Source organism: Parabacteroides sp. B2-S-102, assembly GCF_023656665.1.
GTDB lineage: Bacteria > Bacteroidota > Bacteroidia > Bacteroidales > Tannerellaceae > Parabacteroides > Parabacteroides distasonis.
Genome location: NZ_JAMOKM010000002.1, coordinates 185126 through 198991, shown reverse-complemented (window position 1 = coordinate 198991; position 13866 = coordinate 185126). Strand labels below are relative to the sequence as shown.

The 13866-nt window shown below is 48.1% G+C and carries 13 protein-coding genes; 5 read left to right on the top strand and 8 right to left on the bottom strand.

What is annotated here, in order from left to right; all coding sequences use genetic code 11:
- Positions 1-47 precede the first annotated feature (47 nt).
- Entirely contained in the window at positions 48-1220 is a 1173-nt protein-coding gene (locus NBH07_RS03715; protein WP_011966101.1) for a DUF418 domain-containing protein, read from the top strand.
- A gap of 50 nt (positions 1221-1270) precedes the next feature.
- Positions 1271-2590, top strand: coding sequence for a sigma-54-dependent transcriptional regulator (locus NBH07_RS03710; RefSeq protein WP_156682380.1), 1320 nt, complete (start codon positions 1271-1273; stop codon positions 2588-2590).
- Between the two features lie 16 nt (positions 2591-2606).
- On the opposite strand, the gene NBH07_RS03705 is transcribed toward NBH07_RS03710, so the two are convergent.
- From NBH07_RS03705 to NBH07_RS03685, 5 genes are all read right to left on the bottom strand, one after another.
- Positions 2607-3050: an N-acetylmuramoyl-L-alanine amidase gene (locus NBH07_RS03705; RefSeq protein WP_156682379.1), complete on the bottom strand. Its 444-nt coding sequence runs from the start codon at positions 3048-3050 to the stop codon at positions 2607-2609.
- Positions 3044-3154 carry a smalltalk protein gene (locus NBH07_RS03700; RefSeq protein ID WP_153188314.1) on the bottom strand — a complete coding sequence of 37 codons (111 nt, stop codon included), beginning with the start codon at positions 3152-3154 and terminating at the stop codon, positions 3044-3046. Before NBH07_RS03700 ends, NBH07_RS03705 begins: the two co-directional genes overlap by 7 nt.
- A 49-nt stretch (positions 3155-3203) precedes the next feature.
- Positions 3204-3650, bottom strand: a complete 447-nt coding sequence (locus NBH07_RS03695) for an HU family DNA-binding protein (RefSeq protein WP_022192632.1) — start codon at positions 3648-3650, stop codon at positions 3204-3206.
- Between the two features lie 97 nt (positions 3651-3747).
- Positions 3748-3969 carry a DUF4248 domain-containing protein gene (locus tag NBH07_RS03690; protein ID WP_022192633.1) on the bottom strand — a complete coding sequence of 74 codons (222 nt, stop codon included), beginning with the start codon at positions 3967-3969 and terminating at the stop codon, positions 3748-3750.
- A gap of 413 nt (positions 3970-4382) precedes the next feature.
- A complete protein-coding gene (locus NBH07_RS03685; RefSeq protein ID WP_156682378.1) occupies positions 4383-6569 on the bottom strand; it encodes a VapE domain-containing protein in 2187 nt (728 codons plus the stop codon).
- A gap of 112 nt (positions 6570-6681) precedes the next feature.
- Here NBH07_RS03685 and NBH07_RS03680 point away from each other — a divergent pair, with 112 nt between their 5' ends.
- A complete protein-coding gene (locus NBH07_RS03680) occupies positions 6682-6822 on the top strand; it encodes a hypothetical protein (protein ID WP_154396232.1) in 141 nt (46 codons plus the stop codon).
- Here NBH07_RS03680 and NBH07_RS03675 read toward each other — a convergent pair.
- A complete protein-coding gene (locus NBH07_RS03675) occupies positions 6787-7065 on the bottom strand; it encodes a hypothetical protein (protein ID WP_229045723.1) in 279 nt (92 codons plus the stop codon). The genes NBH07_RS03680 and NBH07_RS03675 overlap by 36 nt on opposite strands.
- A gap of 181 nt (positions 7066-7246) precedes the next feature.
- Between NBH07_RS03675 and NBH07_RS03670 the strand changes: the two genes are divergently transcribed.
- Together NBH07_RS03670 and NBH07_RS03665 are read left to right on the top strand one after the other, a co-directional pair.
- Complete coding sequence (locus NBH07_RS03670; protein WP_250833460.1) at positions 7247-9472, top strand: LruC domain-containing protein; 2226 nt, start codon at positions 7247-7249, stop codon at positions 9470-9472.
- A 188-nt stretch (positions 9473-9660) separates the two neighbouring features.
- Entirely contained in the window at positions 9661-11910 is a 2250-nt protein-coding gene (locus NBH07_RS03665; protein ID WP_250833459.1) for an LruC domain-containing protein, read from the top strand.
- Between the two features lie 65 nt (positions 11911-11975).
- On the opposite strand, the gene NBH07_RS03660 is transcribed toward NBH07_RS03665, so the two are convergent.
- Entirely contained in the window at positions 11976-12938 is a 963-nt protein-coding gene (locus NBH07_RS03660; protein ID WP_156682376.1) for a GNAT family N-acetyltransferase, read from the bottom strand.
- Positions 12939-12941: 3 nt separating this feature from the next.
- Positions 12942-13859, bottom strand: coding sequence for a DUF2156 domain-containing protein (locus NBH07_RS03655; RefSeq protein WP_044544828.1), 918 nt, complete (start codon positions 13857-13859; stop codon positions 12942-12944).
- Between the last annotated feature and the right edge of the window lie 7 nt (positions 13860-13866).

The following is a 13866-nucleotide window of genomic DNA, read 5'->3' as shown; positions in this document are numbered from 1 at the left end:
GTTTCGTTACTTTTGCCACGAAATAATAAAATCTACTGAATCATATCATGGAACACGCACTACAATCCCGACCTCGTATCGAGGTGGTCGACGCATTACGAGGATTTGCCGTTATGGCTATTATCCTATTGCATAATATCGAGCATTTTAACTTGTATAATTTTCCGGAGGCTACTACCGATTTTATGAAAGCCTTGGATAAAGGGGTATGGGATACCTTGTTCTTCCTCTTTTCCGGGAAGGCATACGCCATTTTCGCCCTGCTGTTCGGTTTCAGCTTCTTTATCCAGTTTGATAACCAAGCGAGGAAAGGGAAGGACTTCCGGCTTCGTTTCTTCTGGCGGTTGGTGCTCCTATTCTTTATCGGTTGCTTCAACGCATCGTTCTTCCCGGGGGAGATCTTGGTGCTTTATTCGATCTTGGGTATTGTGTTGATACCGGTTTGCAAGTTGAGTAATAAGGTGGTATTGGCGATCGCCGTGGTCTTGATGCTACAGCCTATGGAGTGGGGTAAATTCATGTATGCCCTGATGCATCCGGAATATGTGGCATCCAAGGAACAATGGCTGGTGCACTGTATGCGGATCTTTCCGTATATGGAAGGTACCAGCTTTTGGGAAATGGTCAAGTCCAATCTGTGGGACGGGCAGCTGTATAGCCTTCTCTGGGCTTGGAGCTATGGACGTTTCTTCCAGACATCGGCTCTCTTTATGCTGGGTATGTTGTTGGGGCGCAAGGGATTGTTTGTCGATCCGGAGAAGCACCGGACGTTTTGGACAAGGACCTTTGTTATCGGGGTAGTTTGTTTCATTCCCCTCTATTATCTGTCCCTTTCACTACCCGGTTTGCTGGAGCGTACCGAAGAGCTTCGCCCGATGAGCACGATCGTGTCTTCCTTGCGTAATTTCTCGTTCATGTGCGTATTGGTATCCTCCTTTATCTTCTTGTGGCAGTGGAAGGCGCCGCATAAGGTGCTTCACGGGCTTGTGCCTTACGGGAAAATGAGCTTGACGAATTACCTCACGCAATCGATGGTAGGCTCTTTCATCTATTTCGGATACGGTTTATCCCTGTATGACGATCTGGGAACGACCGCCAGCTTCGCCGTAGGAATCCTTCTTTTCATTCTCCAGCTAGGTTTTTGCCACTGGTGGCTGGCCCATCATAAACAAGGTCCTTTCGAGGGAGTATGGCGTAAAGCTACGTGGATGTTTTCTTGATTCGTTTTATTTATTTACCTTTGTGGTTACTATAAATAATCTGAGTGGGTATGTTGTCGATTCTAATCGTTGAAGATGATATAACTTTTTCCTTGATGCTTACCACATGGCTGGGTAAGAAAGGGTTTGTCGTAAGATCCTCGTCCTCTGTCTCCGACGCTAAACGGAGGCTGGGGGAGGAAGCGTTCGATTTGGTTATATCGGATTTACGCCTGCCGGATAGTGACGGGATCGACTTATTGAAATGGCTGAAGAATACCCATCCTTCCTTACCCCTTATCATGATGACCAGTTATGCGGAGATACAAACGGCGGTTCAGGCGATGAAGCTGGGAGCGGCGGATTATATCGCCAAGCCGTTGAACCCGGATGAGTTGCTGGGAAAGATCAGGGAGCTTGCGCACGTGGAGGAGAAGGCTCCGGCGAGAGTCCCGGTTCCCTCGGCCCCGGATCTTTATATCGAGGGGCAGAGCCAAGCGGCCCGCCAGCTTTATGAGCATGTGCGTTTGGTGGCCCCGACGGATATGTCGGTATTGGTGACCGGCGCTAGCGGTACCGGTAAGGAGTACATCGCCCGTCGGATTCACGAGCAAAGTAATCGTAGCAAGGCTCCGTTTGTCGCCGTGGATTGCGGCGCTATCCCCAAGGAATTGGCGGCTTCCGAGTTCTTCGGCCACGTGAAAGGTTCTTTTACGGGGGCGATCGAGAACAAGACCGGGGCGTTCGTGGCGGCCCAAGGCGGTACGATCTTCTTGGATGAGATCGGGAACCTGACGTATGAGGTGCAGGTCCAGCTATTGCGTGCCCTGCAGGAGCGCAAGGTGAAGCCGACCGGGAGCAATCAGGAGATCGCCATCAACGTACGTCTGATATCCGCTACGAACGAGAACTTGCGGCAGGCGATCGAGAAAGGAGATTTCCGTGAGGACCTGTACCATCGTATCAATGAGTTCACGATCCGTATCCCGGACTTGAAAGAGCGAAAAGAGGATTTGCTCTTGTTCGCCAATCATTTTCTCGATCTGGCGAATAGCGAGCTCCAGAAAGATATCATCGGTTTCGACAACGATACCATGCAATTGTTCCAATCTTATTCTTGGCCGGGCAACCTGCGGCAGATGAAGAACGTCATCAAGTACGCTACCTTATTGGCGACCGGTCGATACATCACCCGCAAGGAACTCCCGGAGGAACTGACGGAGAACCTCTCTTCGCACACCAACATCCAGCTTAAGAACGTGGAGCATGAACGTGACCTTATCCGTAAGGCCCTCCAAGAGTGCGGCAATAATAAGACTCGTGCGGCCCAGTTATTGGGCATCGACCGGAAGACGCTTTACAATAAGCTGAAGATTTATCAGTTGGATTGAAAACCTCTTCCTCCCCTTATAACTCAGCGTATTCGCTACGTGCGTCGAAGCAAGGGCAGGCTTTCCGGATGTAGGGGCTTAATTGGTAGTGGCCTAGGATCTCAGCCTTCGGATAATCCCTCCTCAATTGGCGGAGCAGGTCCATGAGGGCGCATTTTTGGGCGTAGGTACGGGTGTCGGTGGGTTGGAGGCTCTCGTCCAGCCCCCCCTCGTAGCAGATACCGACGCTTTGGTCGTTCCAGCCGGCGGCGTGCGCCCCGATCTGGTTCAGTGGACGGCAGCGGTGTATCTCGCCGTCGCGGGTGACGTAGAAATGATAGCCGATGTCGGCGAATCCCCGGGCCTTGTGGGAGGCCCTAAGAGCTTCCACCGGGAAATCACGGTCGTAACGAGTGGCGCTGCAATGGATTACAAGGAGGCGCACCTCCCTGTAATTCTGGTAAAAACACGAGGCTACCATACTCCGCAGGCGGTTAAGCCCAACGTTCCCGCCAAGGCGGTGGCTACGGCTATGATTACCTTGATGATAACTCCCCATACAGACTTTTTCTTCTCTTGTTCCATATTATAAATAATGAATGATTAATACCCCGTTTTTTCAATTCCCGATTCCTCAGATCTCATCCGGGCTCTCGCTATCGCTTCCCTTATTCTCGCTTGCCCCATACTCGGTGAGTTCCCTGATTTTCACGTCGAGTTTCAGCGTCGTGGGAGTAAGGTTGCCGGTAGCCCTCGCCCGGAGGCGTACGCCGGTGATGTTGGTGTTGGCGTTGAAATCATCGGCGGTAGGGGCCCCCGTGGTATGCAGGCCTACGGAGAAGATGGCGAGGTCGTCGATCTTTACGTTCTTGCCGTCCAGCAGCAACTCCTTGGTGCAGTTTACCATGTCCTTCAGCATGCCGTGGATGGCGCCTGTGGAGTAAGGGGTGTTGTGGCTGGCCATGTGTGCGGCTAGCCCCTTGATGTCTACGGTCTCGTCGCACACGGCACGTGCGTACCATTTCCCGAAGGCCGTCTGGTTCTTCTCGTTCTTGTTCTGGAATTTCATGAATCTGATCATAACCTATTGTTTTTGATGATGTCACAAAGATACGTCGCTGCCGTATCGAGTTGCGACTTATGGGGAGTTCGAGGGAATAGGGGGAGGTTAAAGGGAATTAAGGCTCACCCAGCGCCTCTACGATGGCCCGTACCATGGCGGGGGAGTAGAGGCGCTCGGTGGGCCGGTAGCCCATGTCGTGGAGGCGATCTGCCAGCCCGGGATAGATCGCTATCCAGTGTTGTAACTTGCGGTGAGCCGCCTTGGGAGTCATGGCGGGCAGGTAGGCTTGCGCCAGTTCCATCCGTCCGTAGGGCCGTATCCTGAATGTTGTTTCCATACCCCTAAGATACGGAATTATTATTGAAATACAAAGGGTTTCGCCGGATATCGCATGCCCTTTTTCCGGGGGGCTAGGCCTATATAACCCTAAGGCTTACGAGTCGTAAACCTTGGGTTAGCGGGGCGTAAACCTTGGGTTTGCGGGGGGGGACCCGTAAGCCTCGATGGTAGGGTACGATTCGGTACGATTCGGTACGATTACGGATTTTCCTGAAAAACACAAATCCTTGTATATGAGCGATCAGGCTTCCTTACGGTACGATGGTACGATTGGATCCAAGCGCTCACCGTATAAAAAACAGGTCTGTATACTGTTGTTTGTCAATCTATTATATCAAAAACCCAAAAATTTTAATAAGATATTGAATCGAATCGTACCATCGTACCCCCGGCCACGCCCCGGGCCGCTTGTCAGCGGGCTTTCAATTTACGCTCGGCCTCGATGAAGGTAGAGGTTTTCTCGATCACCAGATAACCGGTTTGCTTGCCGTTTCCCCTCCTTACGCACCTGAATCCCTGCTTCGTCATCACCTTGCCCAGCTGCCGGAGGCTGAGCGGCCTGCGAATGGCGCCCCAGACGGTCAGCTTGGCGCCGATCTCGGCTAGGGTGAGGAAGATGGCGTTGCCGGCCTCTTCCTGCCCGGGCGTGGGCACGGCGAAGTAAACGGGGATCAACTGCCCCTCGTTGGTCTCCTCCATGAAGCCCTCCACGTGCTCCTCGAGGCCCTTTATCTCGTCGAGATCGAACCAATGCCGGAAGCCGTCTTTCGAGAGCTGGTAGGCTTGGGCGTATATCCCGGCGTAGGGGAGAGGATGCTCGAAGGGCGAGTCGATGCTCTCGATCTCGAAAGGGAGCCAGCGGCGGTTGCCCGAGGTATCGGTGAGGAATTGCTCCTTATTGCCGCTGGCGGCGTAGGAGGCGAGGCGTATGCGACGCTCCTTGTTCGTGGCGTAGACGGCCCGTACGACGATGTCGTCCGAGGTGATGAGCGACTTCAGGGTATTCACCTCGCGATCCGGCATGCTGTCGATCTCGTCCATGTTGATCAGCCCGAACTCGCAGAAACGTAGCATCTCATCCTTGTCCAGCCGTCCGGTGGCGCTCTGCTTGCTACGGTAACGGACGAGCTGGGGGGGCATCAGCCGGTCGATCCACGTGGTCTTGTAGATACCTTGCCGCCCGATGAGCACCAGTATCTCATGGTTCGTCACCTCGTCGGCCATCCATGAGGCTACCATGGCCACGAACCATTTCTTGAAGCAGGAGGCCCAGAGGGACTGCTTGGCGGGGTCTTTCACGTGCACCATGCCGCTCGCTTGGGAGATATAGTCCGTCTGCCCGTCCCAAGGCGGCAGCTCCTCGATGAACTCGCGCAGCGGGTGTGCCTCGTGGATGATGTCGCTGCTCAGCACGGCACGGAAGGTGGGCTGGTTGATGTTCTGGGAGGTCGTCCGGCAACACTCGCAGTAGAGCGAGTTGGTGTCGCGGTCTGTCATATCCTTCCAATTCGCGTTGGGAGAGGATTCCGTGTTGCGCTGCGTCTTCTGGCTGATGATATCGTAGCGCAGGGGCTTGCCTCGCAGGAATTGCTCCACGATCTCGGTACGTGTCATTTTCCTCTTCCCGTCATCCGTCTCGCCCTCGTCGGCCGCCCGTGCCTTCCGCCCCCCGGAGGTCTTGGTGTCCTTGCCCTTCCGGGCGGAAGGGCGGTGGGAAGGGCGTTCACGGCACCCGAAGCTGGCCGTGGCCCGTTGGTAGACGGAGCGGACGAGGAGGGCGGGGTTCTCGTCGTGATAGTCGGCGTAGTTCATGGCGATCCACATCTCGGTATCGCTTTCGGACACGCCGTAGTCGTTCAGCAAGTAGCAGAGGCGCACGAGGTGGTTATGCCGTTGCCCCTGCATGAATGGCATCCGTCGCTCCACCAGCTCCCGTGCGTGGCGGCAGATCTCGTCGGAAGTCAAGGGTGTCGTCCCGCCGGAGTTCCCCGCGGTCTCGGGAGAGATGCCGGAGGTAGTCCGCACCGGCTCGGGACGTTCGCCATGCCCGTCGGGTACGAAAGCCGTTGCCGAGAGGTTGAGATAAGCCTCCGGGTCGTGGCATAACGAGCTGAGATGCACGATCGGCTCGCACGACGGGTCGTAGGGGAGCGACGCCTGCTCGGCGAAATACTGGTTGCCTTGCCGGAAGGCCTGCCGGTAATCGCCCTCGTAGCGGTAGAGCAGGTGGAGGCCGTTGCCCATCGAGCGATAGAGGAGAAGGGTCTCGGGCAGGGCCTTGAGACGGAGCGCCACCTCATGCGTCCGCTCTGCGGGCACCTTGTCGAAGTCTACTTGGCAAAGCCCCGTATATCGCGTTACGCACTCCTTTCGCCGGAATCCGGCGCATACGCAGGCGGGCATCAAGGCGGGAAATGCCGTCCGCTTCATCCTCGCCGTCACTTCGGGGTCGCCTTTCCGCATGACACGCCTGTACTCCTCGGTCGTCGGTCGCAGCTCCTCGCCCACGATCCGGTCATATATCTCAAGGATTGTCTCCATTCTCGGCTCCTCTTTCGACACGCAAGAGGCGTAAACAGGTAATTGTAGTTGTTCCATATGAAAATAAATTATTAATTTTGCTCAAATTAAGGCCTTTCTGCTTGTTTGGCCAAGAAAGTGTCCCTACGGGGGACATAATACGCTAATACATTACAAAAAAGAATTCCACATGGAAAAAACCGGAACATCCCAAACCTCCCGTGCGCTAACCGTACGTGTACTCACTTATCTGGACCGCCTTTATCCCCGCATGCGGCATACCTTCGAGCGGGAACTACATATCCGTCACGGCGTTTTCGCGCGGGCATGAATGGATCAACTCCAGCCCAACGAGGCGCTGTCCCTCGAGCAACTCATCATCGCCCACCGCCATATCCTCCGCTATTACGACGAGAAGATCGCCAAGGGCCTTATCCCCTCCGACACCGACCGCCTTCGCCGTGAACGGGAGTCTTGGCGTAAGGAGTTGCTTGAGTGGCTGGAGTAGGGGGGTAAAAGTGTGTTTTTTATTCTTTTTTAATACGGCATGAGATAAATATTGTCTATTTATCAATGGCTTTTTATTGGATATGTTATTAATTATAGTTAATTGATGTAATAATGTTTGCCTGTTGAAGGACTTCGTGTCATAATAAAGTCTACCTTTGCTGTCGATAATACTCAACAAGTTGATTAAAATATACAACTTCTTTTTTTTAACAGTGTTATAGGGGAAATATTTAATGATTAAGCATATGAAGAGATGTATTTTTACGAAAGTGAAGTTCATGGCGCTGTTCCTGTTCGCGGCGCTGATGGCCGCTTGTACGGCGGATGTGTATGAGCCGAAGCCGGATCCTACTCCAACTCCGGAGCCGGAGATTCCGGAAAATCCAATTGTGGATATAGTGAACTCGATATCCAAGTCGAGAAACTTGACGGTAAACGTAGCCGATGCTTATGATGGAAAATATTATTATACGATAGAAGTCTTTGTAGGTAATCCGGTTACTGATGAAAATGTGCGGTTGTTGGCGGGGCAGAAAACGAATAGCAAAGTCCCATTTAGTGTGAATATAAACATTCCGGATTCTGAGACAGATATTTTTATTCGCCAAACGGATCCGTTTAAAAGAAAAAGAGTTTATGCCTTCCCTGTTCAAGACGGTGACATGGTTTGTGATTTGGGTTCGATTGCCAATACTAAAAGCTCTTCTGGTTCAGTGTTGCGTAGCGCAAATTACGAAATGCCAGAGGTTGATTTTAGTCCGTCAGGCGCGACTGCGATTAGTGGAAATCAACAAATTAGAACCGGAGGAAAATATATCGTAAACAAGGATGCAACGTTGAATATAAGTTCTTTACCGGGAGATGGGAATTTTAGCTTATATATAAAAGGTGAAGCCAAACTAACCAGTGATTACTTAACCTTGCAGAATAACGCGAAGATTTATATATTAAGTGATGGCGAGTTGACTGCTGGTAAAAACAATATAGTATTGAACTGTGTGGGTAACGCTCAAATAGCGGTAGAAAAGGATGGCTCTTTAGGAGATGATGATGACAAAAAATTGAGCTTGTCTTTCACGGATCAATCAAGATTGATTAATCATGGAGATGTCGAGTTGAATGGAAAGAAGGCAAATGGAAATTATTCTTTGGCTTTGACTTCAAGTGCTTCAATTTATAATGATGGAGAAATGGACATTACAGGTGGGCTGTCTACTACTGATAAAACAAACCTCATTGTAAATTATGGAGAATTTGATATAGAGAAAACATTGAAGTTAACGAACGGTGAAATCTATAATGCTTGTGTCTTTGATGCGGATATATGTGTTGTCAATGGAGGAACGATAGAGTTGGCTTCCGGTTCTATTTTTGAATGTGATAAGTTTACCGCCGGAGGCTTACATTTGAATATGGATGCCTTATCTGTTTTTGATTGTACGGATGATAATAAAAGTGCGGGAGTACATTTTAATACACAAAGGAATTATGTCACAGGTTTGTCTACCGATTATGCGTTGTTTAGAGCGGACAAAGTGGAATTTGGAGGATGGGACTGCGTTACATATTCAGGAATGGTCGAAATCGAATGTCCCCAGCATGCGACAATAGGTAACGGAAGTAAACTAGTTCCTCCCGCTACTTTTGCGGATGGTCAGGCATCTGTAGAGATAGCTGAAGATGATTGTAATAAAAATTCCGGAAATCAGAATCCGGGAGAAGGCGATGGAGATCAAGATCCGTCGTATGAAGAAGTTGAGACTTTACCTTATACTTATTTATTTGAGGATAATTGGCCCGCTACCGGCGATTATGATATGAATGACTTGGTAATAGGTATCCAGATAAATAATAAAAAGATGGGGGGCAAGACGGAGTCTGCTAAAATCATCTATACGCTATATGCCACCGGCGCTACAAAGCAAATTGGGGTTGGTTTCCAATTGGATGGTATTCCCGCTTCGGCGGTTTCTGGCGCTGAGCAAGGACAGACGAATGCTGTGATCCAGTTGTTCTCGGATGCACATTCTCTATTAGGTAGCTCGGAAAGAACACCTATTAATACTTATAAGATAACAGCTGAGCCTGTAGTGAACGAAGTGACAGTTAATTTCAATACACCTATTGATGGAGTCATGAACGTTAATAATTTTAATCTCTTTATTGTTACCAATGGCTTTGATTCTGATCGTAGAAATGAAGTTCATATAGCGGGTTATAAAGGTACGGATAAAGCCGCGTCTAGTGAAAATAGTACGGCAAACTATGTGTCGAATGAGACTGGTTTGATGTGGGCTTTAAGTATACCTTCACAAGATTTCGCTACTTATCCTAAAGAGACGATTCGTATCGATGATGCTTATGAGGGTTTCGGGAGTTGGATTAAAGGTGATAATACGCCGGGGTGGTATTTAAATTATGTAGAGGACAATGTAATAAAATATGATCTCTTTACAAACAAAACAGAATGAAGAACTAGTTATGCGGAGGATGTGCTTTAAGGCACATCCTTTTGTTGTTCAATAAATAATATATCGATTCTATGATTGGCAACCAATGATGATGAATGTCTTGCCAACGCCAAAATGACGCTGTATTGACAAGGTTGTGGATTACTGAATGTTTATAGGGGATAAGTGAATAATAAAACTTCAATGATATGAAAACAATGATTAAATCAACAATGAAATGTGTCGCTATCGCGCTTTGCGTTCTATTGGCGGCATGTACTACCGATGTGTACGAGCCTGAGCCGGATCCGGTTCCGCCTACTCCGGAAAAACCAGATCCATCTTTGCCTGATGATTTCAATCAGTCTACCGCCACTATTCACCAAGTGACTTTGACCGTAGAGGTGAATGATGAGTTCAATGGCCAGTATGATTACCAAGTATGGGTATATGACGTGAATCCTTTCTATGCCGATGACGCTGAGCCATTATATGGTGGTGTGGCCAACGGGAATAAGCCGTATGTTCGCACGATGACATTGCCTCGAGCTTTGGAAACGATTTACATTATGCAAATCGATCCCCAAAAAGGAAAATCGGTGAAGAACGTATTAGTAGATCCCTCAATGAAGGATCTGGCTTGCGATTTTAAACCGGCTTCTGCCGTTGGTACGACAACTAAATCTTTATTGAGAAGTGGAGAAGATAATTATAATTCAGGAAAAGCTAAACTGATCACTGCCGAGGAATTTTTTGATAGGGCTATGGAGGGGCAGGGTAATGTTACTTTGTATGAAGGGACGTATAAGCTTGCTGCTGGAAATGATACTTATGATGCGAGCACTCTAACCTTGATAGGAAATGTGACATTATATGTAGAAGGAACATTGTCAGTCTCGATTCTTAAAGGAAGTAGTGGAGCTACTATTGTTTTGGAAAAGAGTGGTAGGTTGAATATCCTTGAAGCTAATGGAGAATCACAAGGTGACGGCGCTAAGTTGGTTGTGAAAAGTGGAGCGAAGTTCGGTGAGCCGGATGCTCTTTCTGAACCCGCTTATAAATTAGTTGATTATGATCTTGAGAACTATGGAGAGGTAATTCTTTCTGGATATAGAGCGAAAGATCATGCTGTTGCTCTAATAAATTATGGTACGATTAAGGCTACTAATATTAATATGACAGGGAAAAATGGTAGTGCTGGCGGATCTATAGAGAATCATTGTAAGATTTCTGTTGAAGCCGGACTTTCACTTTACAATGTTAGTATGTACTTGGCTGAGTCTACTCTGCTTGAAGCAAGGTATATGGATGCGAAAGAAATTGAGTGTGAAATGGGAAATTACTCGATTTTCAGAATTACGGATCTAGGTGATGCGGCAGGAAACTATTTGGCATCTTTTAAAAGTTGGAATAAGATAGAGTGTAAGGATTCAGATTATGCGTTATTAGATTTCACGCAAACTAAATTATTGGAAGGAACGCTTTCGTTGGATGGGAATTTGCAATTGTTGGGAAACTTATGGAAAGGGAATGAATTTTCGAAAAATCTAACGTTGTCTGGTGGAAGTAAGCAGGTTGATAAAAACGCTTCAATTGCGATTCCTGCGGGCGATTGCACGGGTAATGGTAATCAAGGTCCGACAGATCCTCCTTCCAACCCGGATTATCCAATCGAGGTCCCCAATGGCTCTTATTATACGTTCGCTATGGAAGATAACTGGCCCGCTTTTGGTGATTATGATATGAATGATTTGGTCTTGGGAATTAGTAGCCAACTTGAATTGGGAAGATCAGGAAACATAGATGGAATGGTTTTATTTGTAGACCTTATTGCGGTAGGAGCGACAAAGACATTAGGGGCCGGTATTCAATTTGATAAATTATCTGCCAGTAAATTTAGCGGGGTTTCTGTTCCGGCAAGTTTGTTTGTCAATAATAATTATTTTGAATCAGCCGGAAACATAGAGCCGAATCCTTCAGCGGCGGTGTTACCTTTGTTTGATGATGCGCATTGGATATTAAGCGGATCGCAGGAACGAACAATGCTGAATACCTCAAATACCTCTAAAACATTTTATCCGGTACGTACGATCATGTATGAATTGACTTTTGCCGGTGGCGTATCACAGGATGATTTGGATATGTCTGCTTTGAACTTCTTTATCGTGAATGGCGGAAATACAAACAATCGTTCAGAAGTACATTTAGCGGGCTATAGACCGACGGATAGAGTGAAATCGGAAACAAATGGTTATATCGCCAATGATCCGAATAACTCAGATAAGACAATGTGGGGTTTTATAATTCCTACGGAGTTTAAATACGCGGCGGAAAATAATTCTATAAATGATGCCTATCCAGAATTCTCAGAGTGGTCCATAAGTTCAGGCGAACAATATAAAGATTGGTATGAACATCCTAATATGGATCATGTATTTAAGCCGAAAGAAACTGAGTAAAGAATAAGAAATAAAAACGGATTGCCGGGATCTTATCCTAAGCAATCCGTTTTTTACTTTAGTCATTAATCCAGCATCAAACTCATATAAGCCATCCTACCTTGATAACCTATCAGTTGTCGTGTTAGCGTTTGGTTATCCATTTGTTCCAAATCTTTTTTGGAGACAGGGCTTTCGTGTTGTTTGGATAGCCAGAGGTGGATCATGCGTTTCGTGTCGATGATGCGGGCCATACCCATAGGTAAGGTACCCGGAGGGGTGGGAGGGGTATTGACCGTCGCTTGCGATATGTTATTTTGGAGGGTAAGCTCTTGCAATAGTAATGCCTTGATCTCTTCCGAGTCGTAAAGAAGTTCCTTGATAAAAAGCTTTTTGTCGGACGGCGCTGTACCCGCCTCAAGAGGCAGTGCGAAAGCCATGCCAACTACCTTCTCGTTCTCGTCCAAGGCCGTGTACATCCCTCCGTTATCTAATTGCAGATCCCGGAGTATCGTGATGAAATCATCCTGCGAGTGCAGGATACAGGAAGGGCGTTCACGTAATTTGCGGTTGAAATAAGCGAACAATTCGTCGGTTGTCGGTACCTCCGGTTGGATAACCGTTATCTTCGGGAGTTGAACCGGCGTATTCGGGCGGATATACGTCTCCACGGAATAATCGAATGCCTCGGTATAACCCTGTTCCCGGTAATAGTCGAATAGCCAAGGATCGGCAGGGATTAAGGCGGAGATAGCGACCTCACGCCGTTCCATTTCCTCGAATGTCTCTTGCAAGAGTTGTCGCATAAGCCCTTGCCCTCTTTCTTCCGGAGTCGTGCACGCCCCAGAGATATAGCCTACCGAGATCTCGGTACCCAAATAAGTCATCGTATAAGGAACAATCTGCAAGGCAGATACTATTTTACCGTCCTTCTCGATGGTCATTGCGTTCTCGTCCTTGTAAACACGATCAAAATAAAGGCTGATAAATGCCTCGGAATCCCCGAAGCAGGTACGCCATAAGTTTACGATTTGTTGTTTCTTGTCCATAATTTATTTAGTTTGCGTAAGTTGCTTTTTTATTGCGGCACTCTTCTCTAATAGTATGGTAGGCTGATAAGAAAGCTTCGCTTGGCGTAACCCCGGTATGCCGAGATCCTCCTCCCGGTTCACGTAAGTATACTGTTCCGGAAGGTGAGAGGCGAACTCTTGGTTGATCACCGTATATGCTCCGTCAAAATTCACGTCCGCTTTTTCCACGTGTACTCCGAATGTATTATGATTGATGGGTGCCCCGAAAGAGAAAGCGATAATTTCGTTATCAACCCGGAGAGCGCCACCGATCAGGCCTAGGCTGTTAAAATGATGCAAGGCATAGGTAAGGGAGCGGCGTTCGTCATTAAGTTCTTCCTCGTCATTATCCCCATTGTTCGCCTTATACCATTTGCATTCCAGCTTCAGGCATTGGGGGACGATATCCGGCGTGATAGGGACATACTCGTACGAATATTGTTTCTTGAAATTATTGATATGATTACGTTTGGATTGGTATTTCTTACCCCGTAAGGTCGCTAAATCCTCCCGTAAATAAATGTAATCGAAATAATCCCGTTCTGGGATATAAAAAAAGCTTCCGGGAAGTGCGCCTTCCAGTTGCTCCTTGGCGTCGGGGGTGATACCCAGCATGCAGAGCGGATGTCCATATTTCAAGGAATCCTCTTCCAGCAAACGGACGGCACCCGCCAAATCCCCATCCCCGACAGGCATCATATAGGCGAAACGGCTCTTGTCCTCGATCATGAAACGGATTAATAAATAGCCATCCACGATAGCGAATTCACTGTCATATAAGAAACGCCAACTGCACATGTTCGCGAATGAGAAATCACAATTGCGATAATCGCTGGGAAATGTAAATGAGGTTATGATCTCTTTGTCTTCTAACCTAATCGGTTTAAACGGTATATCCATAAATTTT

What these genes read in the sequence shown, in the direction of transcription:
- NBH07_RS03715 (WP_011966101.1), top strand. Translation starts at nt 48, where the DNA reads ATGGAACACGCACTACAATCCCGACCTCGTATCGAGGTGGTCGACGCA.
- NBH07_RS03710 (WP_156682380.1), top strand. Translation starts at nt 1,271, where the DNA reads ATGTTGTCGATTCTAATCGTTGAAGATGATATAACTTTTTCCTTGATG.
- NBH07_RS03705 (WP_156682379.1), bottom strand. Translation starts at nt 3,050, where the DNA reads ATGGTAGCCTCGTGTTTTTACCAGAATTACAGGGAGGTGCGCCTCCTT.
- NBH07_RS03700 (WP_153188314.1), bottom strand. Translation starts at nt 3,154, where the DNA reads ATGGAACAAGAGAAGAAAAAGTCTGTATGGGGAGTTATCATCAAGGTA.
- NBH07_RS03695 (WP_022192632.1), bottom strand. Translation starts at nt 3,650, where the DNA reads ATGATCAGATTCATGAAATTCCAGAACAAGAACGAGAAGAACCAGACG.
- NBH07_RS03690 (WP_022192633.1), bottom strand. Translation starts at nt 3,969, where the DNA reads ATGGAAACAACATTCAGGATACGGCCCTACGGACGGATGGAACTGGCG.
- NBH07_RS03685 (WP_156682378.1), bottom strand. Translation starts at nt 6,569, where the DNA reads ATGGAACAACTACAATTACCTGTTTACGCCTCTTGCGTGTCGAAAGAG.
- NBH07_RS03680 (WP_154396232.1), top strand. Translation starts at nt 6,682, where the DNA reads ATGGAAAAAACCGGAACATCCCAAACCTCCCGTGCGCTAACCGTACGT.
- NBH07_RS03670 (WP_250833460.1), top strand. Translation starts at nt 7,247, where the DNA reads ATGAAGAGATGTATTTTTACGAAAGTGAAGTTCATGGCGCTGTTCCTG.
- NBH07_RS03665 (WP_250833459.1), top strand. Translation starts at nt 9,661, where the DNA reads ATGAAAACAATGATTAAATCAACAATGAAATGTGTCGCTATCGCGCTT.
- NBH07_RS03660 (WP_156682376.1), bottom strand. Translation starts at nt 12,938, where the DNA reads ATGGACAAGAAACAACAAATCGTAAACTTATGGCGTACCTGCTTCGGG.
- NBH07_RS03655 (WP_044544828.1), bottom strand. Translation starts at nt 13,859, where the DNA reads ATGGATATACCGTTTAAACCGATTAGGTTAGAAGACAAAGAGATCATA.